Consider the following 25,554-nt stretch of genomic DNA (forward strand, 5'->3'; position numbering starts at 1 on the left):
CACTCTCGCCTTCAAGCATCTTCCTGCCCGGGCCGTGACGCACCGCACCGGGCATGCGGCAGGATCGAGTCATGAGTAACCCGAGGCCGGTTGCGGTAGTCACCGGCGCCAGCAGTGGAATCGGAGCCGCGAGCGCCCGGCGGCTGGCCGCCGAGGGCTATCAGGTCGCGCTCGGGGCGCGACGACGGGACCGGCTGGACGCGCTCGCCGCCGAGATCGACGGGGTCGCGCTCACGCTCGACGTCACCGACGAGGCCTCGGTCGCCGCGTTCGCCGAGGCCGTCGAGGCCCTCCCCGGCCCGCTCGAAGTGCTGCTCAACAACGCCGGCGGGGCGAAGGGCCAGGAGCCGATCGAGGTCACCGACCCGGCCGACTGGCAGTGGATGTACGAGGTCAACGTGATCGGCACACTGCGGGTCACCAAGGCGCTGCTGCCCGCGCTGAAGGCCGCAGAGTCCGCGCACGTCGTGCTGATGTCGTCGACCGCCGGGCACGGCGTCTACGAGGGCGGCGCCGGCTACACCGGGGCCAAGCACGCGATAAATGCGTTCTCCGAGACGCTGCGGCTGGAGCTGAACGGGCTGCCGATCCGGGTGACCGAGATCGCACCCGGCATGGTTCGCACGGACGAGTTCTCGAAGGTCCGGTTCGGCGGCGACGAGGCCCGCGCCGAGAAGGTGTACGAGGGGGTCGCGGAGCCGCTGACCGCGGAGGACGTCGCCGACGTCGTCGGGTGGGCGGTGACCCGGCCGCGTCACGTCGACATCGACCTGGTGGTGGTCCGGCCGGTCGCGCAGGCGGCCAATCACAAGGTGCACCGGGTCAAACCGTGAAACGGGCTCCGCGGCTGGCGGCCGGGCGCGCTCGCGCGCTGGGTCTGCCCACCCGGGGCACCACGAACCCCAACCGGCTGCGCCGGATGGACCGGTGGCTCGTCGACACCCAGCCGCTACCGCCGTCCCCGCTGGTGGTCGACCTGGGATACGGCTCGTCGCCGGTGACGACCGTGGAGCTCTACGGTCGGCTGCGTGCGCGCAGGCCCGACGTCCGGGTCGTCGGGCTGGAGCTGGACGGCGAGCGGGTCGCCGCGGCGGCGGACGCGGCCGAGCCGCCGGCGTTGACGTTCCGGCGCGGCGGTTTCGAGCTGGCCGGGCTGCGGCCCGCGGTGGTGCGTGCGGCGAACGTCCTGCGTCAGTACGAGGAGGCGGCCGCAGCCGACGCGTGGCGGACGCTGTGCGGCGGCCTGGCGCCCGGCGGGCTGCTGATCGACGGGACCTGCGACGAGCTGGGGCGGATCGGCGGCTGGGTCGCGCTCGGGCCGGAGGGACCGCGCACGCTGACGTTCGCGGTGCGGGTGGCCTCGCTGGACCGGCCGTCGACGCTGGCCGAGCGGCTGCCCAAAGCGCTGATCCACCGGAACGTGCCCGGTGAGCGGGTGCACGCGCTGCTCGTCGCGTTCGACGCCGCCTGGGACGCCGCCGCCCCGATGGCCCCGTTCGGCCCCCGCCAGCGCTGGATCGACGCGGTGTCCCGGCTGGCCGCCGACGGCTGGCCGGTGCTGGACAGCGTCCGCCGGTGGCGGCTGGGCGAACTCACGCTCCCGTGGGAGTCAGTAGCGCCCCTTGCCGAGCTCGACGCCGACTAGGTGGGGTTCGGGCACGAGCGTCACGCCGTAGGCGCCCTGGACGCCGGCGACGATCTCCTCGGCGAGGTCGAGCAGCGCCGCGGTGGTGCCGTCGCCGCGGTTGGTGAGCGCGAGCGTGTGCTTCGTCGAGATGCCGACGCCGTCGCGTCCGTAGCCGCGCCGGAACCCCGCGCGCTCGATCAGCCAGGCCGCCGACGTCTTCACCCGGCCGCCGGGCGCGTCCCATCGCGGCGGGGCCTCCGGCGCCCGGATCTCCAGGTCGGCGAACACCTCGGGGTCGAGCACGGGGTTGGTGAAGAACGAACCCACGCTGCGGGTGTCGGGGTCGTCGGGGTCGAGCACCATGCCCTTGCTCCGGCGCAGCCCGAGAACGGCGTCGCGGACGTCCCCGAGCGGAGCCACGCCACCGGCGGGCACACCGAGCACCCGGGTCAGCTCCCCGTACCGCAGCGGACGTGATTCCAGGCTCGGCCGCAGGCGGAACCGCACCGAGAGCACCACGTACTGCTCGGTCTGCTTGAACGTGGAGTGCCGGTAGCCGAACCCGCACTCCTCCGCCGAGAGCTGCACGATCTCGCCCTGCACCCGGTCGTACGCGGTGACGTCGATGAGCACCTCGGAGATCTCGGCCCCGTACGCCCCGACGTTCTGGATCGGCGTCGCGCCGGTCGAGCCGGGGATGCCGGAGAGGCATTCGAGCCCCGACCACCCCTCGACGACGCTCTGCTCGACGAGCGCGTCCCAGTCGTGCCCGGCCTGCACGGTGAGCTCGATGTCGTCACCACGCCGGGTGGCCACCACGCCGTCCGACCGCACCAGGACGACCGTCCCGGCGAACCCCTCGTCGGCGATCACGACGTTGCTGCCCCCGGCCAGCACGAGCAGCGGCCGTCCGGTGGCGTCGGCCAGGCGGACCGACTCGGCGATCTCGGAGGCGTCAGCGGCCGTGACGAGGGTGGCTGCCGGACCGCCCAGACCGATAGTGGTCAGGGGAGCCAGGGAAGGGTCGCTCACGCCTGGAACGATACGGCTCGACCACGGATTGTCGACGGCCCGCCCGGGGTATCGGATCGGCGGACACCTACGCTTGTCCCAAGTACCCACCACGACAGGACGCGACATGAGCGACAGCCGCCCGAACGCGGAGTTCTGGCTGGACAGTCTGCGGCGCGAAGGCGCTGCTTTCCGCGCGGCGCTGACCCCGGAGACGCTCGACTCGCCGGTGCCGTCCTGTCCGGAGTGGAACGTGGGTCAGCTGGTGGCGCACCTCGGCGCCGTCTACCGGCGTCACGGGGCCCACGTGGGGCGCGGCGTCACGTCGGACCCCGGCGGGTCGATCGACACCGGGGCCGCCCCGGCCGGCCCGGCCGTCATCGAATGGTGGGACGAATCGTTCCGGCTGATCCTGGCCGCGCTCGAGGCGACCGATCCCGGTTCTCCGGCGTGGAACTGGTCGATCGTGCAGGACAAGACCGCGAAGTTCTGGTTCCGCCGGATGGCGCAGGAGACCGCCGTGCACCGCTGGGACGCCCAACTCGGGGCGGGCGCCGCGTTGACCGAGCCGATCGAGACCCGGCTGGCGGTCGACGGCGTCGACGAGGTGCTCGACACGTGGCTGCCGTCCAAGCACGACTGGGACCCCGAAGGCCAGCGCGGGGTCGTGACCCTTCGCACCACCGACGCCGACGCGCACTGGGCCGTGCGGCTGCGTGGCGTCGGGATCTCGCTGCTCGACACCGGCACGGTGTTCGACGACTCGCCGCACGCCCAGAGCGCGGTGAGCGGCTCGGCCAGCGACCTGCTGCTCGCGCTGTGGGGCCGGGTGCCGTTCTCGGTGCTCACGGTCGAGGGCAACCCCGAGCTACCCCAGGTGCTGATCCGCTAGCGGGGTGATGACCGGGTTGCGGGTGTGCTGGTAGATCACCGAACTGTTGAAGCCGACGACCTCCCGGCGTCCGCTGAGCCGGTCCATCAGGAAGTTGTGCATCGCGTCGACGTCGGGCACGGCGACGTGGAGCAGGAAATCGTCGCGGCCGGCGACCACGTAGACCGAGAGCACCTCCGGTAGCGCCGCCGCGTAGCTCTTGAAGCCCTCGATGACGCCGCGGTTGAGCGGCCGCACCTGCACCGAGATCAACGCCTGGACGTGCCGGTTGAGCGCGGCCAGGTCGACCCCGGCGTGGAAGCCGGTGAGCACGCCGGACGCGCGGAGCGCACGGACCCGCTCCAGGCACGTCGACGGCGCGATGCCGACCGCGGCGGCGAGCTCGCGGTTGGTCTGCCGTGCGTCGCGCTGCAGATGGGCCAGGATCGCCGAATCGAGTTCGTCCACGACCGGGATTCTGCCTCAAAGCCGAATTTCGTTCGGCGAATCGGTTCGAAGCCCGTTCGAACGCCTAGCTTCGTCGCATGTTCACGCATGAAGAACTCCACGTGCGGGCCGGTCGGCGCACCGGGCTCCCGATCGTCGTCGCGATCCACTCCACCGCGCTGGGCCAGGCGCTCGGCGGCTGCCGGCTCTGGCACTACGACGACTGGCGCGACGGCGTCGAGGACGCGCTGCGCCTCTCGGCCGCGATGACCGCGAAGAACGCGCTGGCCGGGCTGGCCAACGGTGGCGGCAAGACCGTCGTGCCGCTGCCGCCGGGGCTGACCCTCGACGCCGGGGCCCGACGCGACCTCCTCCATGACGTGGGGGACGCGGTCGCGGCGCTCGACGGGCGCTACGGCACCGGACCGGACGTCGGCACCGGCGCGGACGACATGGTGGTGATCGGCGAGCGCACCCCGCACGTGTTCTGCCGGCCGGTCGCGCACGGGGGTAGCGGCAGCTCGTCCCCCGGAACGGCGGCCGGTGTGATCGCGGCGCTGCGGGCCACGGTCGCTCGCCTCGACGGCCGGGCCGACCTGGGTGGACACACGTTCGCGGTGGTCGGCCTCGGGTCGGTCGGCGCCGACGTCGCCCGGCGCCTCGCCGCCGCCGGAGCCCACCTCGTGGTGTCCGACGTCCGCACCGAGGCGAAAGCGCTGGCCGACGAGCTCGGAGCGAGCTGGACCTCCCCCGAGGACGCGCTCACCGCCGAGGTGGACGTCGTGACCCCCGCGGCGCTGGGCGGCGTGCTGACGCCGGACCTGGTGCCGCGCCTACGCTGCCGGGCGATCGTCGGGCCGGCGAACAACCAGCTCTCGTCGCCGGAGGTCGCCGGGCTGCTGCACGAGCGGGGTGTCCTCTGGGCCCCGGACTACGTCGCCAGCGCCGGCGGCATCGTCCACGCGATCGCGTCGGAGCTCTACGGCGAGTCGCCGGACGTGGTCGCGCGGCGGATCGATCGCATCGAGGCCACGCTCGGACAGATCTACACGCTCCCCGGCACACCCGCGGAGGCGGCCGAGCGGCTCGTGGCCGACCGGCTCAGCTCAGGAACTCACTGATCCGGCGGCGGAGGTCGGCGCGCTGGTTCCAGAGCGGCCCGGGCCGGGGGTAGACGTGCAACGTCGAGTTCGGCAGCGCGCCGGCCAACTCCTCGGCGACGGTCGAGGGGTGCAGCGGATCATCCATCGCTCCGATGACCAGCACCGGCGCACGCACGGCGCGCAGGACGTCGGCCGACGGCACGGCGGTCAACCCGGGCAGGCGCCGCAGTGCCGCGGCGATGCCGGGAGCGCGCAGCGCGATCGACCGCTGGCGGACGTAGGTGCGTGCCGCCGCGGTGTCGGCCAGCCCGTCGGGCACCTCGAGCGCCACCACCGACGCCAGCCGGTCCTCGTCGCCGGCGTCGAGCGCGTCGGCAAGCGCGACGAACCGGCCGCGGGCCTCGACCGCACGCGGCCGGTCGAGCACCGCGGGCAGGAACAGCACGAGACGCTCGAAGCGTTCGGGGTCGTCGGCGACGAGCCTGGTCAGCGCACCGGCACCGAGGCTGGCGCCGACCGCGCGGGTGGCGCCGTGCGGATCGGCAACCCGGCGGACGTCGTCCGCGAGCGTGCCGTAGTCCCAGCCGGGCGGCAGCGGGCCCGACGTGCCGTGCCCGCGGAACGCGAGGAACAGCCGGGACCCGGCGACACCCGACCCGAGCGGCCGGGTGTCGCTGATTCCGCCGCCGAACCCGTGTGCGAACACCGTGACCGGGCTGCCGCTGCCGGTGACCATCCAGTCGAGGTCACCGGCGCGGCCGACGCCTACCAGCGGCTACCGCCCCCGCTGATCTCGCGGATACGCGGCCGGACGTCGAGCAGGTACACGAGGGCGGCGATCAACGCGATCATCGCGAAGAGCATGCCGAAGGCGAAGAACAGCAGGGACGCGAGCATCGTGCCGCCGATCAGCGCCAGCCAGACACCTTTCTGAAGCGTCTCGACGGCCGGGAACGCCTCTGCTTTCTGCATCAGCGCATGCACGAACGCCCAAGCCTCGAGACCGAGGCTGACTACCAGGACCACCAAATTGATGACCTGGATGACTTGGCCTACCCATCCACCCACGTATTCAGCCTACAGGCCGCTACTTGAGCGAGATCAGGATCTCGTCGGAGTAGTCGCCGACCGGGTTCATCTTCAGCTCCGCGGGCTTCTGGTCGGCCGGGATGTCGAAGACGATGATGCCGACCGCGTTCTTGCCCGGGTAGATGTTCTCGAACAGCGGCTGCTTGCCGTCGGGGTTCGCCTTGTACGAGGAGAAGTCGACGTAGGTCTCGCCGCCCTGCTCGTCGATCAGGTACGTCCCGAAGTCCTTCGGCTTGAGCGCCTTTTTACCGGTGTTCTCGAACTTGAGGTCGACCAGGCAGAACTGGCCCTTCTGGCTCTCGTAGACGCCGTAGCCCTCGCCGACCGTCTTGACCCCGCAGCGCGGAGGGCCGGTGACCGTGATCACCAGGTCGCCCTGGCGGATCGGCTTGCCGATCGAACCCTTGCCGCTGGTGGGAGCGGTGGAGTCGGTGGAGGGGTCCGAGCCGGCGTCGCTGTCGCTCTGCGGAGCGCCACCGCTCGGGGCGGCGTCGCTGATCGAGACCGTCGGGTCGTCGGACGGCTCGTCGCGGTTCGAGATGAACACCGCGGCGATGACGCCGCCCGCGATCATGATCAACACGACCGCCGCGACGATCGCGCCGACGATCAGGCCGACGTTGCGGTTCGGACCCTGCGGGCCCGACGGGGGCGGCGCAGGAGGCCCTCCGAAGCCGGAGTTGCCGCCGTAACCGGGGGGCGGCCCGTACGCGGGGTTGCCGGTGAAGCCGGGCGCCCCGGAGCTCGGCGCACCGGGGTAGGTGGCGTTCGGGTCGCCGTAGCCCGGAGCGCCGCCGGAACTCGGGGCCGGGGGGAAGCCGGGGGCGCCGGAGCTCGGGGCTCCGGGATAGCCGGGGGCGCCGGAACTGGGGGCTGGATAGCCGGGGGCGCCGGAGTTGGGGGCTCCGGTATTGGGGGCTCCGCCGTAGCCGGGGTTGGCGCCGTAGCTCGGGTTGCCCCCGTAGCCGGGTTGGTATCCGGGTGCCTCGGGCTGACCCATCGCGAAAACTCCAGTTCCCCGTTAACTCACACGTGACCGTGGAATCCAATCACGCGTTCGCCACCAGGCGAAGGGGCTTGAGAAGGGCTTAAGCCTGGCCCGGGCCGGTACCTGTAAGTACCGGGCGACTCGCGTACGGAACGCGAATTCCCGGCTCCGCTGCGGAGCCGGCGGTCCAGGCCGTGCCCCCCAATTGGTGGGCATGACGCATCAGCTCGGCCAGCCGGAGCGAGAGACCGTTGACGTCAGCGGCCGCCGACGCCGGCGGGCAGTCGAGCGTCGCCACCGTAAGGTCCACCGGGCGTCCGTAACGATCCTCCGGACGGACGTCGAGCAGGGAGCGGATCGTCCGATCCACCGCTGTCCGATCGGTGAGAAGCACGAACGCTCCGGCCCCGAAGTGACCTAGCCAACAACCGCCGCCCATCGACGCGGCCACCCGGCGCAGGACGGCCGCGGCCTCGACGATCAGCGCGTTGCCGGCCAGGAAACCCTCGGCCTCGACCACCGACTGCCGGTCGACCTCGACCCAGGAGATCGCGACGCCACCCGGGTCGCGCAGCCGGCGGCGGACGGTGTCCTCGACGACCTTGCCGCTGGGCAGCTCGGTGACCGGATCCAGCGAGATCGCGACGTCCACCTGGTTGCGCTGCGACGCGGTCAGCAGGTCGGCGACCCGGACGATGCCGACACAGCGGCCGTCCCGGTCGGCGACGACGAGGTCGTCGTAGACCCGACTGCGCGAGCGGGACGTGACCAGCCGGATCGCCTCCGACACCGGCGTGTCGGCCGCGACCAACCGGGGCTGCACCGCGTGCTGGAGCACCCCGCGCCGGGCGTGCAGCGCGTGGCCGAACGGCCCGCTGGCCGCCAGCATGAACGTGCCCCGCGGGACGACCCCGGCGATGTGGCCGGACTCGTCCAGCAGGACGACGGTCAGCAGGTCCTCGTCCAGGCCGAACACGTCGCGGATCTCGTCGCCGGAGGCCTCGACCGAAGCGACCATGGCCCGGCGCAGCAGCTCCCGGATGGTCTGGCCCTCGAACGCGTCGCCGGCGCGGTCGTCGGCGCCGACCCCAGGGCGGTCGGTGGCGAGCAGCGGCGGAACCGCGACGACGTCACGCCACTGCACGTCGACGCCGCCGAGCGCCGCGCCCTGGCCGTACGCGACGCCGAGCGAGCGCAGCGCGGTGACGGTGGCGTCCGACTCGACGCCGGTGGCGGTGAGCGTCGCGCCGATCTTGCGGGCGAAGACCACGATCGCCTCGATGACCGCGGAGGCTTCCGGGTACTCGGCGACCGAGCCGACCAGCGTGTGGTGGACCTTGACCACCTGCGGGTGGATCGCGGCCAGCACGGAGAGCGAACCGTGCAGCGCACCGACGTCGTCGACGCCGATCGTGAAGCCGTGGCGGCGGAGCGCGGCGCACCGGCGGCGCAGGCTGACCACGTCGGTCATGCAGTAGCGCTCGGCGAGCAGCACGGTGACGGTGTCGGGCGCGCGCCGGGTGGCGGCGCAGCGCTCGGCCAGCGCATCGGGCAACCCGGGGTCACGCAGCAGCGCGTCGGGGTGGAGCGGTAGGTGCAGCGGCGTCGGTAGCCCCGCCGCCAACTCGACCATCCGGAGCGGGTGGACGCCCCGCCCCGCGGTCAGCTCGTGGGCCGGTACCCGGCCGCTGAACAGGTCAACGACGGCTCTGTACTGGATCGATTCCCCCACGCCACCAGTATTCAGCGGCTCCGGAGCCACCCGAGCCGCGTTAACGAGGGGTCCGCCGAATGTTCACCGAACAGAGCCACCCGATCACGATGCCGACACAATCCGCAACAACGTCGAGCGGGTCGGAGGACCGGCCGAGCGCGGGCACCGACTGCACGATCTCGGACCCGACCGCGTAGACCACGAGCGCCGCGACCAGCCAGCGCGCCCGCGCGCCGGCCCGATGTCCGGTCAGTGCGAGCGCAGCAAAAAGCGCACTATGAACCACCTTGTCGGTTCCAGGAGGGAAGCCGGAGGGAACATCATCATTAGGAAGAAAAAGAACGAAAACGCTGATTATGACGACAATGCCGAATGACACCCGCCAAGTTCGCTTCACGGGCGCCCGCTGCATTGCGCCGCAGAGCGTGTACCTAGCATCTTCACGCAGTACAAGTTTCCGACACCTCGACGTCACCAGGGGTTCACGTGCGCTTCCGGCTCCGCCCCACCGAGACCGCGTTCTACGATTTCTTCAGCCAGGCTGCCGACAATCTGGTGAAGGGCGCGGAGATCCTCGAAGAGCTCAGCCTGCCCACACCCGACTTCCAATCGATCTCCGATCGGATGAAGGACGTCGAGCACGCCAACGACGAGGTTACGCACGCTCTGCTGCGCAAGCTGAACAGCACGTTCGTGACGCCGTTCGACCGCGAGGACATCTACCAGCTGGGCTCGCTGCTCGACGACGTCATGGACCACATGGAGGCCGCGGGCAACCTCATCTACCTGTACGGGTTGTCGACGCTCCCCGCGCTGCCCCGGGAGATGCACGAGCTGATCGACACGCTCAGCCGGGCGGCGAAGCTCACCGCGTCGGCGATGCCGCGCCTGCAGTCGCTCAAGGACCTCGAGGCGTACTGGATCGAGGCCAACCAGATCGAGAACGAGGGCGACCACGCCTACCGGATGCTGCTGGTCCGGCTGTTCAGCGGCGAGTACGACACGTTGACGGTGATGAAGCTCAAGGAGGTCGCCGACGAGCTCGAGGCGGCCGCCGACGCGTTCGAGCACGTCGCGAACACGGTCGAGACGATCGCGGTCAAGGAGTCCTGACCGGTGGAACTCCTCCCGGTCATCGCGATCATCGTCATCGCGCTGGCGTTCGACTACACCAACGGCTTCCACGACGCGGCGAACGCGATCGCCACGTCGGTCTCCACCCGGGCCCTGACCCCGCGCGCCGCCCTGATCCTGGCCGCGGTCGCCAACCTGGCCGGTGCGTTGCTCGGCACCGACGTCGCGAAGACCGTCGGCGAGGGCATCGTCTCCGCGCCGAACGGCGGTGAGGGCCTGCTGCTGGTCTTCTGCGCGTTGTTCGGCGCGATCGTCTGGAACCTCATCACCTGGTACTTCGGGTTGCCCTCGTCGTCCTCGCACGCGCTGATCGGCGGTCTGGTCGGGGCGGCCCTCTCGTCCGACGCGATCGTCAAGTGGGCCGGCGTCGTCGACAAGGTCGTCATCCCGATGGTGCTCTCGCCGATCGTCGGGTTCGGCCTCGGCTACCTGCTGATGCTCGCGATCCTCTGGGCGTTCCGCCGCGCGCACCCGGCGAAGATGAGCCGCGGGTTCCGGTACGCGCAGACCGCGTCGGCCGCGGCGATGGCGCTCGGGCACGGCCTGCAGGACGCCCAGAAGACGATGGGCGTGATCGTGCTGGCGCTCGTCGTCGGCGGGTACCACACCGGCTTCGACGTGCCGCTGTGGGTGATCCTGGCGGTGGCGCTGGCGCTCGCGGCCGGAACGTACGCCGGCGGCTGGCGGATCATGCGCACGCTCGGGCGACGGATCATCCACCTCGACCCGCCGCGCGGGTTCGCGGCCGAGACCGCGGCCGCCGCGGTGCTCTACACGACCGCCTACGTGTTCCACGTGCCGATCTCGACGACGCACACGATCACGTCGTCGGTGATGGGCGTCGGCGCGACGAAGCGGCTCTCCGCGGTGCGCTGGGGCGTGGCCACGAACATCGTCACGGCCTGGGTGCTCACGATCCCGGCCGCCGCGCTGGTGGCCGCCGCGCTGGAGTCGGTGCTCCACGCGATCATGTTCTAGAGCTCCTTCGGGAGCTCTCCGGTGACCAGGTAGACGACGCCGTCGGCGATCGCGACCGCGTGGTCGGCGAACCGCTCGTAGTAGCGGCCGAGCAGCGCCATGTCGATCGCCGACTCGACGCCGTACGGCCAGCTATCGAGCAACGTGCGGAACAACGCCCGGCGCAGGCCGTCCATCGCGTCGTCGTCGATCGCGAGGCGCCCGGCGTCCGCGGCGTCGGTGGAGTGCAGCACGGCGCCTGCGCTCTGGGCCATCCGGACGGCGACGTCGCCCATCTTCCGGATCAGCGGGAACAGCTCGTCCGGCACGGCGTACCCCGGGTGGCGCCGCACCGCGACCTTCGCGACGTGCTGGGCCAGCGTCCCCATGCGATGGATGTCCCCGCCGACCTTGATCGCCATGACCATCGTCCGCAGATCGCTGGCGACCGGCTGCTGCAGTGCGAGCACCTCGTACGTCTGGTCCTCGACCACCCGCCGGGCCGCGTCGAGCCGAGTGGCCTGTTCGCTCACGCCCTCGGCGACCGCCAGGTCGGCACCGAGCAGCGCGACGGTGGCCCGCTCCATCGCGGTCGCCGCGGTGTCGGTCATGTCGGCCAGCGCACCGCGAATCGCCGTCAGCTGGCCGTGAAATCCCTCGCGCACCCCGCTACCCCTCGCCCCAGGTCCGGCGAACATACCCGGGCCCGGCCCGCCGAACCAGCTGGGCGGACCGGGCCCGGGACGGGAACTACTCCGCGTCCGCCTCGGTGTACACACCGGTGACCAGGTACACCACCGCGTCGGCGATGGCGACCGCGTGGTCGGCGAACCGCTCGTAGTACCGGCCGGCCAGCGCCACGTCGGCAGCGGTCTCGGCACCGTACGGCCACTCGCCGGCGATCTGGCCGAACAGCTCCAGCCGGAGCCGGTCGACGGTGTCGTCGTCGTCATCGAGGCGGGCCGCGTCCGCGGTGTCCCGCGAGCGCAGCGCGGCGCCGGCGTCGATCGCCATCTGCTGGGCGACCTCGCCCATCTGCCGGAAGATCGGCGTCAGCGGCTCCGGAATCACGCTGCCGCGCTTCGCGGTCTCGGCGATGTGGGCCGCGAGCGAGCCCATCCGCTCGACGTCGGCGCCCAGCCGGACCACCGTGACCAGGACCCGGAGGTCCGAGGCCACCGGCGCCTGGAGCGCCAGCAGGTTGTAGGCGTTGTTCTCGAGCTCGGTCAGGCGCGTCCGCAGCGTCTGGTTCTGCTGCAGCGAGTTCTCCGCGGCATCCTTGTCCGCGTCGAGCAGCGCCACGGTCGCCTGGGCGATCGCGTCCGCGGCGAGGTCGGCCAGTTCGGCCAGGGTGTCCTCGGCCGTCGCGAGCGCACGACGGAATTCATCCCGCACGGGGGTCTCCTGTTGAAAGAGGGGGGACGGTCAGCCGAAGCGGCCGGTGATGTAGTCCTCGGTGCGCTTGTCGGTCGGGTTGGTGAAGATCTTCTGGGTGTCGTCCATCTCGACGAGCTTGCCGGGCTTGCCGACGGCCGAGAGGTTGAAGAACCCGGTGCGCTCGCTCACCCGCGCGGCCTGCTGCATGTTGTGGGTGACGATCACGATCGTGTACTCGGTCTTGAGCTGCTGGATCAGGTCCTCGATGGCGAGCGTCGAGATCGGGTCCAGCGCCGAGCACGGCTCGTCCATCAGCAGGACGTCGGGCTCGACCGCGATCGCGCGGGCGATGCACAGGCGCTGCTGCTGACCACCGGAGAGGCCGGAGCCGGGCTTCTTGAGCCGGTCCTTGACCTCGTTCCAGAGGTTCGCGCCCTGGAGCGAACGCTCGACGGTCTCGTCGAGCGTGCTCTTCTTCTGCCGGCCCTGGAGCTTCAGACCGGCGATGACGTTGTCGTAGATCGACATCGTCGGGAACGGGTTCGGGCGCTGGAACACCATGCCGATCGTGCGGCGGACGTTCACCGGGTCGACCGAGTTGCCGTAGATGTCCTCGCCCTCGAGCAGCACCTTGCCCTCGACGCGCGCACCCGGGATGACCTCGTGCATGCGGTTGAGCGTGCGGAGCACGGTGGACTTACCGCAGCCGGACGGGCCGATGAACGCGGTGACCGACCGCGGCTCGATCGACATCGACACTCCCTCGACCGCGAGGAAGCTGCCGTAGTAGATGTTCAGGTCCTTGACTTCGAGTCCCTTGGACATGGTTCACGCCTTTCGAAGATGAGGGGATTGGTGCGGGACTCAGCCGCGGGCCCGGGTGAACCGCCCGACGAACCGGGCGAGCAGGTTGAAGAGCATGATGATCGCGATGAGCGTGACGGCCGCGCCCCACGCACGCGCGGTGCCGGGAGCGTCGGGGTTACCGGCCGCGGAGCCGAGCTGCGAGTAGATGAACGTCGGCAGCGTCGAGATCGGGTCGTTGAACGGGTCCATGTTGATCTTGGCCTGGACACCGACGAGCAGCAGCAGCGGCGCGGTCTCACCCATCGCGCGGGCGATCGCCAGCATGACGCCGGTGACGATGCCGCTGAACGCGGTCGGCAGGACGATCTTGACGATCGTCTTCCACTTCGGAACGCCGAGTGCGTAGGACGCCTCGCGCAGCTCGTGCGGTACCAGCCGCAGGATCTCCTCCGTCGAGCGGACGATGACCGGCAGCATCAGGATCACCAGCGAGAGCGCGCCGGCGAAACCGGACTTCTGGAAGCCGAGCGTGAGCAGCCAGAACGTGAAGATGAACAGACCCGCGACGATCGACGGGATACCGGTCATGACGTCGACGAAGAAGCTGACGGCCTTGGCGAACCGCTTCCCCTCGCCGTACTCGACCAGGTAGACCGCGGTCAGCACACCGATCGGCACGGCGAAGACGGCCGCGATCGCGGTGACGATGAGCGTGCCGACGATCGCGTGGTACGCACCGCCGCCGAAGCTGTCCTCGGAGATCGTGAACATCGAGTGGGTCAGGAAGCCACCGTCGATGACGCCGAGACCCTGCGACAGCGTGTAGTAGATGATCGAGAACAGCGGCGCGATCGCGAGCACGAACGCCGAGTAGACGAACGTCGTGAACAGCCGGTCGACGGCCTGCCTGCGGCCTTCGACCGCGAAGCTGGCGCTGGTGAGCAGCACGATGAACAGCAGCGCGGCGAGCACGGCGAACCGCGCCTTGTTGAAGCTGTCACCGGTCAGGCCGAAGATCAGCCCGCTGACGACGATCGAGCCGACGCCGATCGCCCAGGGCGCCCAGTTGGGGAGCTTCTGCCCGCGCAGATTGCTCGCGACGTCGGACGGGGAAGCCTGGAGAGTAGCCATGTCAGGACACCTTCTTGCGGCGCACGATCAGCTGCGACAGCGAGTTGACGACGAGCGTGATGACGAACAGGCAGAGACCGGAGGCGATGAGCGCGCTGGTTCCGATCGTTCCGGCCTCGTCGTACTTGTTCGCGATGTTCGAGGCGAACGTGACGCCGCCGTTCTCGGTGATGTGGATGCTCACGTTGTAGGCGCTGGCCAGGATGATCGTGACCGCGAGCGTCTCGCCGAGCGCGCGGCCCAGGCCGAGGATCGCGGCCGAGACCATGCCGGCGCGGCCGAACGGCAGCACCGAGAGCCGGATCATCTCCCAGCGGGTCGCCCCCAGGGCCAGCGCACCCTCCACGTTGGCCGGCGGAACCTGGCGGAACACCTCACGGGTGATCGCGGCGACGATCGGCAGGATCATGACCGCGAGCACGATGCCGACGGTGAAGTCGGACCGGTTACCGGGGATGTCGTCCGGGCGGTACGCGAACAGCGGGATCCAGCCGAGGTACTTGTCGAGGAAGAGCGTCAGACCGGTCATGTTCGGCACCAGGAGGAACAGACCCCAGAGGCCGTAGACGACCGACGGCACCGCGGCGAGCAGGTCGACCAGGTAGGCCAGCCCCTGCGAGAGGCGGCGCGGCGCGTAGAACGTGATGAACAGCGCGATGCCGACCGCGACCGGGACCGCGATGATCATCGCGATCAGACCGGTGACGACGGTGTGGAACGTCAGCGCCGCGATACCGAAGACCGACGGGCCGCCCTGCGTGGCCGGGTCGGGGTTCCACTCCTGCGTCGTGAAGAAGTTGCCGTCGTTGTTGGTGAAGGCGTCGATCGACTTGTAGATCAGGAAGACCGCGATCGCGGCCATGATCGCGAGCAGGACGGCCCCGGCGCCCGTCGAGATGAACTTGAAGACCGCGTCGCCACCCCGGGTGGACTTCTGCCCGCTCAGGCCGGACCTGCCCGGGGTGGACGGCCGGCTCCCCGGCGGAGCGGGAGTGGTGGCAGTGGCGGTGGCTGGTTTCGTGGAGGGGTCAGCCATGACGAACTTCCTCTGACTCGTGCGGGGCACCGGAGGCCCGGGCGGGAGAAGGTCTGCACGCGCCCGGGCCGGGCGTGGACATTGGTGTCCTCACCCGGCCCAGACCGACGGACTACTCGTGCGAACTAGCTGGTCAGGCGATGGCGGCGGCGGCAGCCTGCGCCTTGGTCAGCAGCTCGGCCGGCAGCTTCGAGTAACCGGCGTCGGCGGCAGCGGTCTGACCGGCGTCGCTGAGCACGTAGCCCAGGAAGCCCTTGGTCAGCGCGACCTGGTCCGAAGTGAGGCCCTTCTCGCAGGTGATCTCGTAGGTCACCAGCACGGCCGGGTAAGCACCGGCCTCCTTGAGGCCGTAGTTCAGCTTCAGCTTCAGGTTGTTGCCGTCGAAGTCCTGCTCGGCCGCGGCGATGGCCTTGCCGACGGTGTCGTCGGAGATCTCGACCGCGCCGTTGCCGGTGTCGATCCCGGCCGACTTCAGGTTGTTCTTCTTGGCGTCGGGGGCGTCGACGTAGGCGATCGAGCCGTCCTTGCCGGTCACGGCCGAGACGACGCCGGCCGAGTCGGGCGCACCGGTGCCGGTCTTGCCCTTCCAGCCCTTACCGGTGCCGAGCTTCCAGGTCTCCGGCGTCTGCGCGTCGAGGAACTTGGTGAAGTTGTCGGTGGTGCCCGAGTCCTTCGACCGGAAGACGACGGAGATCGCGGTCGCCGGCAGCGTCGCGCCCGAGTTGGTCTTGGCGATCGCCGGGTCGTTCCACTTGGTGATCTGACCCTGGAAGATCTTCGAGATCGTGCTCGGGTCGAGCGCCAACTTGTCGACACCGTTCACGTTGAACACGATGGCGACGGCAGTGGCGATGCCCGGGATGTTGATGGCCTTGCCGGTCTTGCAGCGGGTGTCGCCCGCGGTCTGCTCGTCGTCCTTGAGCGACGAGTCCGACCCGGCGAACGCGACCTTGCCCGAGTTGAAGTCGGTGACACCGGCGCCCGACCCGGTGGCGGCGTAGTTGATCTGCGCGCCGCAGTCCTTGGCGTACGCCGTCGTCCAGGCGTTCATGGCCGTCTTCTGGGCCGAAGACCCGGAGGCCGAGATCTGACCCTCGGCGCAGTTCGGGTTCTTGCTGCTGCCCCCGCTGGAGTCGGAGCTCGCCGAGTCGACGTTGTCCGATCCACAAGCGGAAACAGCGAGCAGGCTGGCCAGCGCGATCCCGGCGAAGGCGCCAGTGCGGTACAGCTTCACGTTCAAGTCCCTCCGAGGGGTACAGACCCAGACCTCTGGGGCCGGCTACCTCGCCGGTCGTTCGGAACGCTAGGTAGCGAAAGTGACGCGCTCCCCGGGGCCAAATGAACGGACGGTGAACACCGCAAGTTGCCGGATAAACCGTCTCTGCACAGGTGGGTGGCCATTGGGTGAACGAGATCACGCCCCGCGATCACGATCCCGCATCAGCCGGACTTTAGTGACACTCTGTAACTTGCACTAAAGGGCGCTCAACCGCCCAAAAGGGCTAGTGTCGTCACCGCTCCGACGAGCATCGCCGGTCCGTGCGGCAGCTGTCCGCGGCGCCCGATCCGCTTGGTGACGAGCAGCACAATCGTCAGCAGGCCGTGCAGCAGGAAGCCCGAAGCCACCCCCAGCAGCGCCACGACGCCGCCCCACCAGCCGAGCGCGAGCCCGAGGGGGAACGCGAGCTTCACGTCACCGAGCCCCATTCCGGCCGGCATCACGAACGCCAGCACGAGGTACCAGGCGGCGGCCGCGAGACCGCAGAGCACCGCGCGACCGAGCCGGGCCGGCTCCCCCTCGGCCGCGAGCAGCACGAACACCCCCGCGGCCGCGGCACCGGTCCACGGGTTCGGCAACCGCTGCACCGCAACGTCGACGAAGGCCAGCACGACGCCGCACAACACCAGCCAGGACGCGGCGAGCTGCACCCAGATCGAGGCCCGTGCGAGCCCCCAGGCGACGAGCACCAGCCCGAGCGCCGCCGCCACCTCGACCACGCCGAACCGGGGCCGCACCGCGTAGCGGGCGATCCCCGCCCGGAGCAGCGGACCGCACCCGAGCCCGACGACGGCGGCGACGATCACCACTGAATGTTGGCGATCCTCACCACTGCCGGCCCCATGACGACCATGAACAGGGCCGGGAACAGGCAGAAGATCACCGGGAGCAGGATCTTGACCGGCACCTTCTGGGCTGCTTCCTCCGCCCGCTGACGTCGCTGCAAGCGCATCTCGTGCGCCTGTTCACGCAGCACCCCGGCGATCGGGATACCCCGGTCGGTGGCCTGCACGACCGCGCGGACGAACGTGTGGATCTCCACCACCGTCGTGCGTGCCGCCATCGCGCGGAGCGCCTCCGACCGCGAGCGCCCCAGCTGCAGCTCCTGCAGCACGCGCACGATCTCGCGGACGAACGGCCCCCGCCCGTTCGCGGCGACCTGGGCCAGCGCGGCGTCGAACCCGAGGCCGGCCTCGACGCTGATCACCATCGTGTCGAGCACGTCGGTGAGCGTGTTCTGCAGGTTCGCCTGGTGCTTCGTCCCGGCGTTGTAAACGAGCAGATTCGGCAGCAGGAAACCGCCGATCGGGCCGAGGATCAACCCGAGGACCGCCCCGCTGCCGCCGCCGAACGCGTTGCCGAAGAACGGCCCCAGGAACAGCCCGACGATCGCCACGGCGCCCTTCGCCGCGATCACCCGGTCCATCGGCCAGTCCAGCGGGTTACCGGCGTACGAGAGCTGCTTGCTCAGCCTGGCCTCGGAGTTCGGCAGCATGAGGGCCTTGCCGAGGATGCCGCACTGCCGGCGCGCGACGATCCGGATCCGTTCGGCCAGCGACCGCTGCGCGACCGGCACCGCACCGCGGCGCACCATCTCGAACGCCTCGAGCGAGCGGAGCAGCTTCTCGCCCGGCCGCAGCGTGACGGTCAACGACCAGGCCATTACCATCACCGCGGCCATCACCGCGGCGAGCGAAACCAGCAGGACGAAGGTCACCGCTACACCTCCACCTTGACCAGCTTCCGGATCCACGCCGCTCCGACGACCATGAGCAGGGCCGCGGACGCCAGGATGATGATTCCGACCGTCGTCGTGTAGAGCGGTCGCACGTATTCACGGCGGATGAGGAACAGGAATCCGCCGACACCGATCGGCAGGGCGAGCAGGAGGTTGCCGGACAGCCGTCCCTCGGCCGAGAGCGCCCTGACGTGCCGTTCGAGGCGGCCGCGCTCACGCATCGTCTCCACCGTCGTCTCCACGACCTCCGCCAGCGAACCGCCGACGTCGCTCTGGATCCGCAGCGCCATGACCAGCCAGGTGATGTCCCGGCTGTTGTTCCGCTCGGCGACCCGTTCCAGAGCTTCCTCGAGGTCGCCGCCGAGCCGGATCTCGGCCAGCGCACGCCGGAACTCCGCCGCCACCGGGCCGTCGCCCTCCGTGGCCACCGAGTCGATCGCCTGGTGCAGCGAGAAGCCCGAGCGCAGCGAACCGACGACGATGCGCAGCGAGTCCGGGAGCTGTTCGGCGAACGCGCGAGCACGCCGGGCCGCGCGGAACCGCAGCCAGGTGCGGGTGCCGAGCACCCCACCGACGAGGCCGAGCAGGAGGCCGGGGAGCAGCCCGAACATCAGCGCCAGCACGACGACCAGCCCGACGCAGATCGCGATCCGGAGCGCGACCCACTGGTCCGGCGTCATCGAGCTGCCCGCACGCTCGAGCGAGAGCTCGATCTTCGCCCGCCGCGCCGGGTTGGTGAGCACCTTGCTGACGGCGTCCGCCGCCTGGCCCGAGAGCGTCACGACCGAGAAGCGCGACCGGCGTTTGCCGCCACGTGGGTGTTCTAGGATCCGCTGGAGCCGGGCCATCGCACGGCGGCCCTCGTTGCCGGCCAGCGCGGGCGCGAGCACCCGGACCGCGAACCAGACCAGGAGCGCGCTCACCGCGGTCAGACCGACGAGCAGGCTCCAGATCGACCCGCCGGTCGCCGACGCCGGGACCGGGGCGGCGCCGATCGCGTCCGGGTCGACCGCGAACTTCACCGGCGTGGCCTTGGTCGTGAGGTTTCCCCCGGTGACGCTCAGCTCGGCGGTGCGCCCGGACAACGTGTACGGCACGGCCGCACGCACCAGCACGGCGGCGGCGAGCTCAGCCGAGGCCCGGTCGAGCGCACCCCGGACGCCGCTCGCCGATCCGGACGTCCGGATCGAACCGCCGGTGGCGGCGACGAGCGTGGTCACCGACTCCGGCGGCGTCCCGACCGTCACCGCGTCGAGCGGCCGCCCACCGGCCGCCATCCGGGCGCCGATGGTGCCCGCGGTCGCGACCTCCGGGGCGTCGCCGCTGGTCACGACCAGGATGCGGCGGTCGCGGTACTGCTCGGCGCCGGGCGCGCCGACGAGCATCGCGTCGGCTTGGGCCACCGCCCCGGGCAGGTCGCCGGACGTGGCCCCGGCGCTGCGGGCCAGCGCGGCCAGGAAGTCGTTCCGGTCGGTGGTCGGCGCGATCAGGTTCACCGGGCGCTCGCCGATCGCCACCAGCCCGATCGCGACGCCGTCGGGCGCGTTCACCGCGTACCGGGCGATCGCCGCGCGCAACGTGTCGACGTCGGCGCCGGCGCGCAGCACCACCACGACGGCGCGGTTGGGGTCGGCGGACGACTCCGGGAGCTCGCCCGTCGTCGCGGCGAGCCCACCCTCGTCCTTCGCGGTCACGACCGGGTCGGAGAGGTCCGGCGTGGTCGCGAAACCGTCGGGGTGGAGCACGAACTCCACCTCGCCCGGCAGCGTCCGGAACCCGCTGACCTGCAGGGCGGGGCCACCGACGCGGATGGGCTCCAGCGGCTGCGGTGACGGAGCGGCGACGGCCGGCGTGGCGGCACCGAGCAGAGCGATCACCGCGGTGGTCGCCAGCCACCGTTTCACCGGCCGCGCCCCGGTGTCGCGAACAGGTCCGGTGGGAGCTTCACGCCGTGGGCGGCGAGCTCGTCCATGAACCCCGGGCGCAGACCGGTGGACTGCAGCGTGCCGAGGAACTTGCCCTTCCCGTCCGTGCCGGCGTTGTAGTCGAACAGGAACAGGTCCTGCATCGTGACGACCTCGCCCTCCATGCCCGCCACCTCGGTGATGTGGGTGACCTTGCGGCTCCCGTCACGCAGGCGGCTGACCTGGATGATCAGGTGCACGGCCGAGACGACCTGGTCGCGGATGGCCCGCATCGGCAGGTCCATGCCGGCCATCAGCACCATCGTCTCCAGGCGCGCGAGCGCGTCCCGGGGCGTGTTCGAGTGCAGCGTGGTCAGCGAACCGTCGTGGCCGGTGTTCATCGCCTGCAGCATGTCCAGCGCGGCGCCGTCACGGACCTCACCGACGATGATGCGGTCCGGGCGCATCCGCAGCGCGTTCTTCACCAGGTCGCGGGCCGAGACCGTGCCGCGTCCCTCCACGTTGGCCGGCCGGGACTCCAGGCGCACGACGTGGTCCTGGTTGAGCTGGAGCTCGGCGGCGTCCTCGACCGTGACGATTCGTTCGTCGTGCGGCACGAAACTCGAGAGCACGTTGAGCATCGTCGTCTTACCGGAGCCGGTACCGCCGCTGACCACGATGTTCAGCCGGCCGCGCACGCAGGCCGAGAGCAGGTCGGCGGTCTGGCGGGTGAGCGTCCCGAAGTCGATGAGCGAGTCGATCGTCAGCCGGTCGACGGCGAACTTCCGGATCGTCAGCGTGGAGCCGTCCAACGCGATCGGCGGGACGATCGCGTTGACGCGGCTGCCGTCGGGGAGACGGGCGTCCACCATCGGGCTGGACTCGTCCACCCGGCGGCCGACGCGCGACACGATCCGGTCGATGACCCGGCGCAGGTGCGCCTCGTCGCTGAACTCCGCGTCGGTGATCTCCAACCGCCCGCGGCGCTCGACGTAGACCTTGTGCGGCCCGTTGACCATCACCTCGCTGACGCTCGGATCACGCAGCAGCGGCTCGATCGGACCGTGCCCGAGCACCTCGTCGGTGACCTCTCGGATGATCCGGGCCCGGTCGATGCCGGTCAGCGGCGTCTCTTCGCGCGCGAGCAGGTCGCTGACCGTGTCCCGGACGCGCAGGTCGAGATCCTCGGCGCCGTGCTCGTAGAGCTTCGGGCCGAGCATCTCGGCGAGCGTCCGCTGGACCCGGTGCCGCACCTCGGTGATCGGGTCGATCATCTGCCGCCCGGCCTCGCGGTAGCGCGAGGCCGCGTCGAGCCGGTTCCCGTCGGCCGACGTCGTGCGCCTGCTCTTCGCGGCGAGCCGGCGGCTCTCGATCGGCAGCATCGCCGGTTCCGCCGAGAGCGACGGCGGGGGCGGCGGCTCGACCTCGACTTCGTCCAGGTCGGCCTCGGCCTGTTTCTGCTGCTTGGCGAGGAGACGATCGGCGAGGCCCATGGCTATCTCCTCCGGCCGAAGATCGGCACCCGGCGCTTGACCTCGACCGGCGTCGTCCCCTCGTCCACGTCGGCGCAGCGGTTCGCCAGATGGCGGATCGCCTGGCTGACGGGGTTGTTCGGGTCGTCGAGGGCGATCGGCACGCCCTTGTTGATCGACACCGGCACGTCACGTGAGGACGGCATGTGCACCGCCATCGGGGTGCCGACCGCTTCCTCCACGTCCGCGATCGTGAGACCGACCTGGGAGTTCGCCCGGTTGAGCAGCGCCAGGCGCCGGTCCCGCGGGTACTCGAGGACATCGAACATGTCGAGCGTCAAGCGGACGCTCTTGAGCGTCGGCAGGTCCGGGGTGACCACCGGCACGTAGAGGTCGGACACGTCGAGCGCGGAGAGCACCTGGTCGGAGAAGAACGGCGGTGTGTCGATGACGACGAAGTCGAAGAGCGACTTGGCGACGTTGATGAGCTCGGTGACCAGGTCACGCGTGACGTGCTCGCCCTCGGCCGGCCCGGCGGGCGCCAAGGCGACGTCCACGCCGGGGCAGTACCGGGTGAGCAGCGAGCGCAGGCCCGGTTCGTCGAGTCGCCCGGCCATCCCGATCGCGTCCGCGATGCTCCGGACCGGCGTGAGCTGCAGCATGATCGCCACGTCGCCGAACTGCAGGTCCAGGTCGATCAGGCAGACCCGGCGGCTGCCGCCGGCCGCGAGCGCCACGGCGAGGTTCGTCGCGACCGTGCTCTTCCCGCAGCCGCCCTTGCCGGAGAAGATCGTGACGACCTTGCCCTCGGCCGAACTGGAGTCGCGGTTGCTCTGGACGGCGCTGCGCAGCGCGCGGGACACCTCGAGGGCCCGGGTGCACGCCGCCTTGATCGCGGCCGGGTCGTCCAGGTCGGCCACCTCACGGATGCCCGCGCGCATGGCGTCGGCCAGCATCTGGGGTGTGACCTGCCGGCGGAGCAGGACGACGCCCATCGCCGGGCTCTTGACCCGCTGGTAGGCGGCGAACTCGACGGCCGCACCGAACTCGACCCCGGCGCCGAGCACCACCAGCAGCGTCCCCGGATGGCGCTCGAGGTGACCGGTGAGCTTCTTCCAGGAGTTGACCAGCGTGAATCCGGCAGCGGCGATGTTCGCCGGGGTGTCGATGATGTTTTCCGCGGAAGGTTCGAGGTAGATCATGGGGCTCTCCTGTCGCCTACCGGAAGAGGGTTTCGGTGTCGACACCGCTACCCGGCTCGACCGTGACCGCGTCGTCGAGCAGCCCCAGCGAGAGGGTTCCGGTCTGCGACGCCTGAACCAGCCGCTCCGCGTCCGACTGGCTGGCCGCGAGCGTGACGCTCACCGTGCTGGTGTTGGAGCTCGAACTGGTCTCGGTCTTCTTCTCCCCGATCGCCAGGACCTGCGCCCGCGACAGCAACACCCGGGTCGCGGTGATCTGCTGGGACGAGGACACCGCCGCGCCGTTCTCGGAGTCCGGGATCGGCTGGTAGGTGTAGAAGACCGCGACCTCGGAGCCACGCTGGACGTACCCGGCCACGCGGGAGGCGGCGGTCATGTCGACGCTGACCGCGAGCTTGCCGGCCGGGATCGTCAGGCCGCCGGTGCTGGTCTGCTTCTGCCCCAGGGCGCCGCGCATCAGCAACTGGCTCGGCTGGACGTCGGCGGTGAGCGCGAGGTTGTCCAGGCCGGACGGGATCGAGCCCAGCGCGTCCTTCGGCACGGTCTCGGCGGGCATCTGAACGGTCTTCACCTTGCCGCTGTTGCGCAGCTCGGCGCCGGTCGTGCCGGCCGGGAGGAGCGCGGTGGCGACCAGCACCGATACCGGCTCCTTGCCGGCCACCGCGCGTTCGTCCGCCCCGCCGACGTAGGCGAGGATGCCTACGCAGCCCAGCAGCGCGAGCACGAACGCGAGCGCCAGCGCGAGTAGTCGACGTCTCATCCCGGTTAGGCCATTCCTCAAGAGCTACTGGTCAGCTCCCTATCGGCTACCCGACGCGGGTTATGAGTGAGACCCCGTAGTCGGTGGTGCCGAGGCTGCCGATGGTGACCGACGGAGCCGGGATGATCGCCTGGGTGAAGTAACCGTTGAGGCAGTAGTCGACGATGATCGTGCACGTCGGCCCGCCGGAGACGTCGAGCAGCGAGCCGACGGTCTTCAGCACGCCGTTGAGCAGACCCAGCTGGTAACCACGCACGACGAACGCCGCGAACCCCGCGATCCGCACGGTGTACGCGCTGAGGTTGATCACCGGGTTCCACTGGTAGTCGTAGATCGGGATCAGGATCGGCGCCCCGCTGGTCACCGCGTTCTGCAGCGGGGTCAGGCAGTTCACCGGAGCCAGGACGCCGAGGTCGCTGGCCGGGAGGACGTCCCCGACGGCGACGGTCTGCACGCAGTTGGCGTCGTTGTAGGCGCCGGAGAGGAACCCGAAGCCGTTACCGCCGGTCCACGGCGGCGGCGCGGCCGGCGCCCCGGCGTTGCAGGCCGGGTTCGTCGTGACCTTGCCGATCGTGTCGTGGATGAAGACCAGCTGCCCGCCGGTGACCGGCGGCGTGACGCCGAGCAGCCCGGCGACCGCCGTGCCGGTGTCGCCGAGGAGGCCGGTGAGCAGCCCACCGACGCTGCTGACCAAGTTGTAGACCAGGCCGGAGTTGGTCATGTTCAGGAACTCGCACCGACCGATACCGACGGCGAGCACGGTGGCGGTGTTCGGGATACCCCAGGCGACGCGGGAGCACGCGCCCACCGAGGAGCCGGTGTTCGAGCTGTTCAGCAGGTTCGCGAAGACCGGTGGCACCTTCGTCGTGCCGTCGGCTTCCTTCGTCGACGTCTGCACCTGGAGGTAGTTGGCCGTCGCCGGCGGGGAGCCCACGCAGTCCGAGAGCTTCGCGGTCTGGGCTCCGCACGCACTCAAGCCGGTGAACCGCCCGCAGATCGAGCTGATGTTCGTCGCGGAATCCTTGGCGTTACTGCCGGCGAGCGTGGCTGCGAGCGCGGCCTGGGCCCCGCACTGCGCCCTGGTCGCCGCCGTGACGCACCGTTTGGCGAGCGCCCAGGACGCGAGGTCGGCGCCGCTCTGCAGCTGCTCGCGCTCGTCGTAGAGCTTGCCGACGTCGACGACGAGCGCGCCCATGCCGAACAGCAGGCCGCCGCCCATCACGGCGGCGGCGATGATCGCGACCGCGCCGCGCTCGCCGGACGGACGCCGGGCGAGGATCCGGTCCCACCAGTGCCGGCGGGTCAGCCGACGCATGCCATCACCCCGGTCGACTTGAGCGTGCGGGTCGATCCGGCGGTGCCGAGCAGGCCCATGATCGGCGTGATGTAGGTGTAGGTCTGCTTGAGCGTGACCGAGGCCGTGTTGGCGACGGTCGCACCGGTCGCGGGGCAGGGCACCGACACGTCGACGCTCGTGGTGGCGTCCCCGGTGATCAGCTGCGCCCGGATGAGTGCGTTCGCCGGGGTCTGGCCGAACGCGTAGGCGCGAGCGGCCTCGCGCGAGGCCTCGGTGAGCGCCATCTGGGTGTTGATGATCCGCCCGAAGTCGATGATGCCGAAGATCATCACGAGCAGGATCGGGAGGATGATCGCGAGCTCGATCGCGGCGGCGCCGCGGTCGTCGTGATCGGTGGGCCGGCCCATGGTCAGGGCAGGTGGCTCGAGACCGTCGAGAAGGCGGAGTTGATCTTCCCGCCGAGCGTCACGACGGTCGCGACGATGACGGCGGCGATCAGCGCCGCCAGGAGCCCGTACTCGACGGCGGTCGCGCCGCGGTCGGATCGGGCCCGGAGTGCGGAGGCACGGCTGACCACTGCCGTGTAGAGGTGCAGGAACATCGGTCCTCG

At 70.6% G+C, this 25,554-nt stretch carries 28 protein-coding genes; 6 read left to right on the forward strand and 22 right to left on the reverse strand.

Annotation, left to right across the window (positions count from 1 at the left end; all coding sequences use genetic code 11):
* Positions 1-71: 71 nt before the first annotated feature.
* Both CRYAR_RS39320 and CRYAR_RS39325 read left to right on the forward strand, forming a co-directional pair.
* Complete coding sequence (locus tag CRYAR_RS39320; protein ID WP_035858425.1) at positions 72-833, forward strand: SDR family oxidoreductase; 762 nt, start codon at positions 72-74, stop codon at positions 831-833.
* A complete protein-coding gene (locus tag CRYAR_RS39325) occupies positions 830-1,645 on the forward strand; it encodes a hypothetical protein (protein WP_245620621.1) in 816 nt (271 codons plus the stop codon). The genes CRYAR_RS39320 and CRYAR_RS39325 overlap by 4 nt, the downstream gene beginning before the upstream one ends.
* On the opposite strand, the gene CRYAR_RS39330 is transcribed toward CRYAR_RS39325, so the two are convergent.
* Positions 1,610-2,659 carry a UDP-N-acetylmuramate dehydrogenase gene (locus CRYAR_RS39330; protein ID WP_245620622.1) on the reverse strand — a complete coding sequence of 350 codons (1,050 nt, stop codon included), beginning with the start codon at positions 2,657-2,659 and terminating at the stop codon, positions 1,610-1,612. The two genes, CRYAR_RS39325 and CRYAR_RS39330, sit on opposite strands and share 36 nt — an antisense overlap.
* Positions 2,660-2,765: 106 nt before the next feature.
* Here CRYAR_RS39330 and CRYAR_RS39335 point away from each other — a divergent pair, with 106 nt between their 5' ends.
* Complete coding sequence (locus CRYAR_RS39335; protein ID WP_035858427.1) at positions 2,766-3,530, forward strand: maleylpyruvate isomerase N-terminal domain-containing protein; 765 nt, start codon at positions 2,766-2,768, stop codon at positions 3,528-3,530.
* Here the strand turns inward: CRYAR_RS39335 and CRYAR_RS39340 are convergent.
* On the reverse strand, positions 3,507-3,977 hold the full coding sequence (locus tag CRYAR_RS39340; protein ID WP_035858429.1) for an Lrp/AsnC family transcriptional regulator: 471 nt from the start codon (positions 3,975-3,977) through the stop codon (positions 3,507-3,509). The two genes, CRYAR_RS39335 and CRYAR_RS39340, sit on opposite strands and share 24 nt — an antisense overlap.
* Before the next feature lie 77 nt (positions 3,978-4,054).
* On the opposite strand from CRYAR_RS39340, the gene CRYAR_RS39345 reads away from it, so the two are divergent.
* On the forward strand, positions 4,055-5,077 hold the full coding sequence (locus tag CRYAR_RS39345; protein ID WP_035858430.1) for a Glu/Leu/Phe/Val dehydrogenase family protein: 1,023 nt from the start codon (positions 4,055-4,057) through the stop codon (positions 5,075-5,077).
* Here the strand turns inward: CRYAR_RS39345 and CRYAR_RS39350 are convergent.
* The 5 genes from CRYAR_RS39350 to CRYAR_RS39370 all read right to left on the reverse strand — a co-directional run bounded on the left by CRYAR_RS39350 (position 5,058) and on the right by CRYAR_RS39370 (position 9,247).
* The gene (locus CRYAR_RS39350; protein WP_051571583.1) at positions 5,058-5,795 is read right to left on the reverse strand and encodes an alpha/beta fold hydrolase; all 738 of its coding nucleotides are present in this window, start codon (positions 5,793-5,795) and stop codon (positions 5,058-5,060) included. The two genes, CRYAR_RS39345 and CRYAR_RS39350, sit on opposite strands and share 20 nt — an antisense overlap.
* Positions 5,796-5,824: 29 nt before the next feature.
* Positions 5,825-6,127, reverse strand: coding sequence for a DUF2516 family protein (locus tag CRYAR_RS39355; protein ID WP_211247865.1), 303 nt, complete (start codon positions 6,125-6,127; stop codon positions 5,825-5,827).
* Positions 6,128-6,146: 19 nt separating this feature from the next.
* Positions 6,147-7,148: a DUF4352 domain-containing protein gene (locus tag CRYAR_RS39360; RefSeq protein WP_035858433.1), complete on the reverse strand. Its 1,002-nt coding sequence runs from the start codon at positions 7,146-7,148 to the stop codon at positions 6,147-6,149.
* Positions 7,149-7,236: 88 nt separating this feature from the next.
* Positions 7,237-8,868 (reverse strand): EAL domain-containing protein, encoded by a 1,632-nt coding sequence (locus tag CRYAR_RS39365; protein ID WP_035858435.1) that lies wholly within the window; start codon positions 8,866-8,868, stop codon positions 7,237-7,239.
* Positions 8,869-8,908: 40 nt separating this feature from the next.
* A complete protein-coding gene (locus CRYAR_RS39370; RefSeq protein WP_211247866.1) occupies positions 8,909-9,247 on the reverse strand; it encodes a VanZ family protein in 339 nt (112 codons plus the stop codon).
* Between the two features lie 89 nt (positions 9,248-9,336).
* On the opposite strand from CRYAR_RS39370, the gene CRYAR_RS39375 reads away from it, so the two are divergent.
* Entirely contained in the window at positions 9,337-9,963 is a 627-nt protein-coding gene (locus tag CRYAR_RS39375) for a DUF47 domain-containing protein (protein WP_035858443.1), read from the forward strand.
* Positions 9,964-9,966: 3 nt separating this feature from the next.
* Positions 9,967-10,962, forward strand: coding sequence for an inorganic phosphate transporter (locus CRYAR_RS39380; RefSeq protein ID WP_035858445.1), 996 nt, complete (start codon positions 9,967-9,969; stop codon positions 10,960-10,962).
* Here the strand turns inward: CRYAR_RS39380 and phoU (CRYAR_RS39385) are convergent.
* From phoU (CRYAR_RS39385) to CRYAR_RS39455, 15 genes are all read right to left on the reverse strand, one after another.
* Positions 10,959-11,639 carry a phosphate signaling complex protein PhoU gene (gene phoU, locus CRYAR_RS39385; protein ID WP_281174664.1) on the reverse strand — a complete coding sequence of 227 codons (681 nt, stop codon included), beginning with the start codon at positions 11,637-11,639 and terminating at the stop codon, positions 10,959-10,961. The genes CRYAR_RS39380 and phoU (CRYAR_RS39385) overlap by 4 nt on opposite strands.
* A 52-nt stretch (positions 11,640-11,691) precedes the next feature.
* Complete coding sequence (phoU, locus tag CRYAR_RS39390; RefSeq protein WP_035858449.1) at positions 11,692-12,336, reverse strand: phosphate signaling complex protein PhoU; 645 nt, start codon at positions 12,334-12,336, stop codon at positions 11,692-11,694.
* A 30-nt stretch (positions 12,337-12,366) separates the two neighbouring features.
* Positions 12,367-13,143, reverse strand: coding sequence for a phosphate ABC transporter ATP-binding protein PstB (gene pstB / locus CRYAR_RS39395; protein ID WP_035858451.1), 777 nt, complete (start codon positions 13,141-13,143; stop codon positions 12,367-12,369).
* 39 nt (positions 13,144-13,182) lie between these two features.
* Positions 13,183-14,256 (reverse strand): phosphate ABC transporter permease PstA, encoded by a 1,074-nt coding sequence (gene pstA, locus CRYAR_RS39400; RefSeq protein WP_035858454.1) that lies wholly within the window; start codon positions 14,254-14,256, stop codon positions 13,183-13,185.
* A 1-nt stretch (position 14,257) separates the two neighbouring features.
* Positions 14,258-15,292, reverse strand: a complete 1,035-nt coding sequence (pstC, locus tag CRYAR_RS39405) for a phosphate ABC transporter permease subunit PstC (RefSeq protein WP_084701546.1) — start codon at positions 15,290-15,292, stop codon at positions 14,258-14,260.
* Between the two features lie 133 nt (positions 15,293-15,425).
* Positions 15,426-16,526, reverse strand: a complete 1,101-nt coding sequence (gene pstS, locus CRYAR_RS39410) for a phosphate ABC transporter substrate-binding protein PstS (RefSeq protein ID WP_051571587.1) — start codon at positions 16,524-16,526, stop codon at positions 15,426-15,428.
* A 251-nt stretch (positions 16,527-16,777) separates the two neighbouring features.
* Positions 16,778-17,377 carry a prepilin peptidase gene (locus CRYAR_RS39415; RefSeq protein WP_169745148.1) on the reverse strand — a complete coding sequence of 200 codons (600 nt, stop codon included), beginning with the start codon at positions 17,375-17,377 and terminating at the stop codon, positions 16,778-16,780.
* Positions 17,374-18,288, reverse strand: coding sequence for a type II secretion system F family protein (locus tag CRYAR_RS39420; protein WP_051571592.1), 915 nt, complete (start codon positions 18,286-18,288; stop codon positions 17,374-17,376). The genes CRYAR_RS39415 and CRYAR_RS39420 overlap by 4 nt, the downstream gene beginning before the upstream one ends.
* A gap of 2 nt (positions 18,289-18,290) precedes the next feature.
* Entirely contained in the window at positions 18,291-20,213 is a 1,923-nt protein-coding gene (locus CRYAR_RS46490; RefSeq protein WP_051571594.1) for a type II secretion system F family protein, read from the reverse strand.
* Positions 20,210-21,706 carry a TadA family conjugal transfer-associated ATPase gene (locus tag CRYAR_RS39430; RefSeq protein ID WP_035858456.1) on the reverse strand — a complete coding sequence of 499 codons (1,497 nt, stop codon included), beginning with the start codon at positions 21,704-21,706 and terminating at the stop codon, positions 20,210-20,212. Before CRYAR_RS39430 ends, CRYAR_RS46490 begins: the two co-directional genes overlap by 4 nt.
* 2 nt (positions 21,707-21,708) lie before the next feature.
* On the reverse strand, positions 21,709-22,887 hold the full coding sequence (locus CRYAR_RS39435) for a CpaE/TadZ family protein (protein WP_051571595.1): 1,179 nt from the start codon (positions 22,885-22,887) through the stop codon (positions 21,709-21,711).
* Positions 22,888-22,903: 16 nt separating this feature from the next.
* Positions 22,904-23,647 carry a Flp pilus assembly protein CpaB gene (gene cpaB / locus CRYAR_RS44300; protein WP_084701550.1) on the reverse strand — a complete coding sequence of 248 codons (744 nt, stop codon included), beginning with the start codon at positions 23,645-23,647 and terminating at the stop codon, positions 22,904-22,906.
* Positions 23,648-23,693: 46 nt separating this feature from the next.
* A complete protein-coding gene (locus CRYAR_RS39445; protein WP_035858457.1) occupies positions 23,694-24,962 on the reverse strand; it encodes a pilus assembly protein TadG-related protein in 1,269 nt (422 codons plus the stop codon).
* Positions 24,950-25,351 carry a TadE/TadG family type IV pilus assembly protein gene (locus CRYAR_RS44305; protein ID WP_051571599.1) on the reverse strand — a complete coding sequence of 134 codons (402 nt, stop codon included), beginning with the start codon at positions 25,349-25,351 and terminating at the stop codon, positions 24,950-24,952. Before CRYAR_RS44305 ends, CRYAR_RS39445 begins: the two co-directional genes overlap by 13 nt.
* 2 nt (positions 25,352-25,353) lie before the next feature.
* Positions 25,354-25,545 (reverse strand): Flp family type IVb pilin, encoded by a 192-nt coding sequence (locus CRYAR_RS39455; RefSeq protein WP_035858459.1) that lies wholly within the window; start codon positions 25,543-25,545, stop codon positions 25,354-25,356.
* Between the last annotated feature and the right edge of the window lie 9 nt (positions 25,546-25,554).

Origin of the sequence: Cryptosporangium arvum DSM 44712, from assembly GCF_000585375.1 — a bacterium.
GTDB lineage: Bacteria > Actinomycetota > Actinomycetes > Mycobacteriales > Cryptosporangiaceae > Cryptosporangium > Cryptosporangium arvum.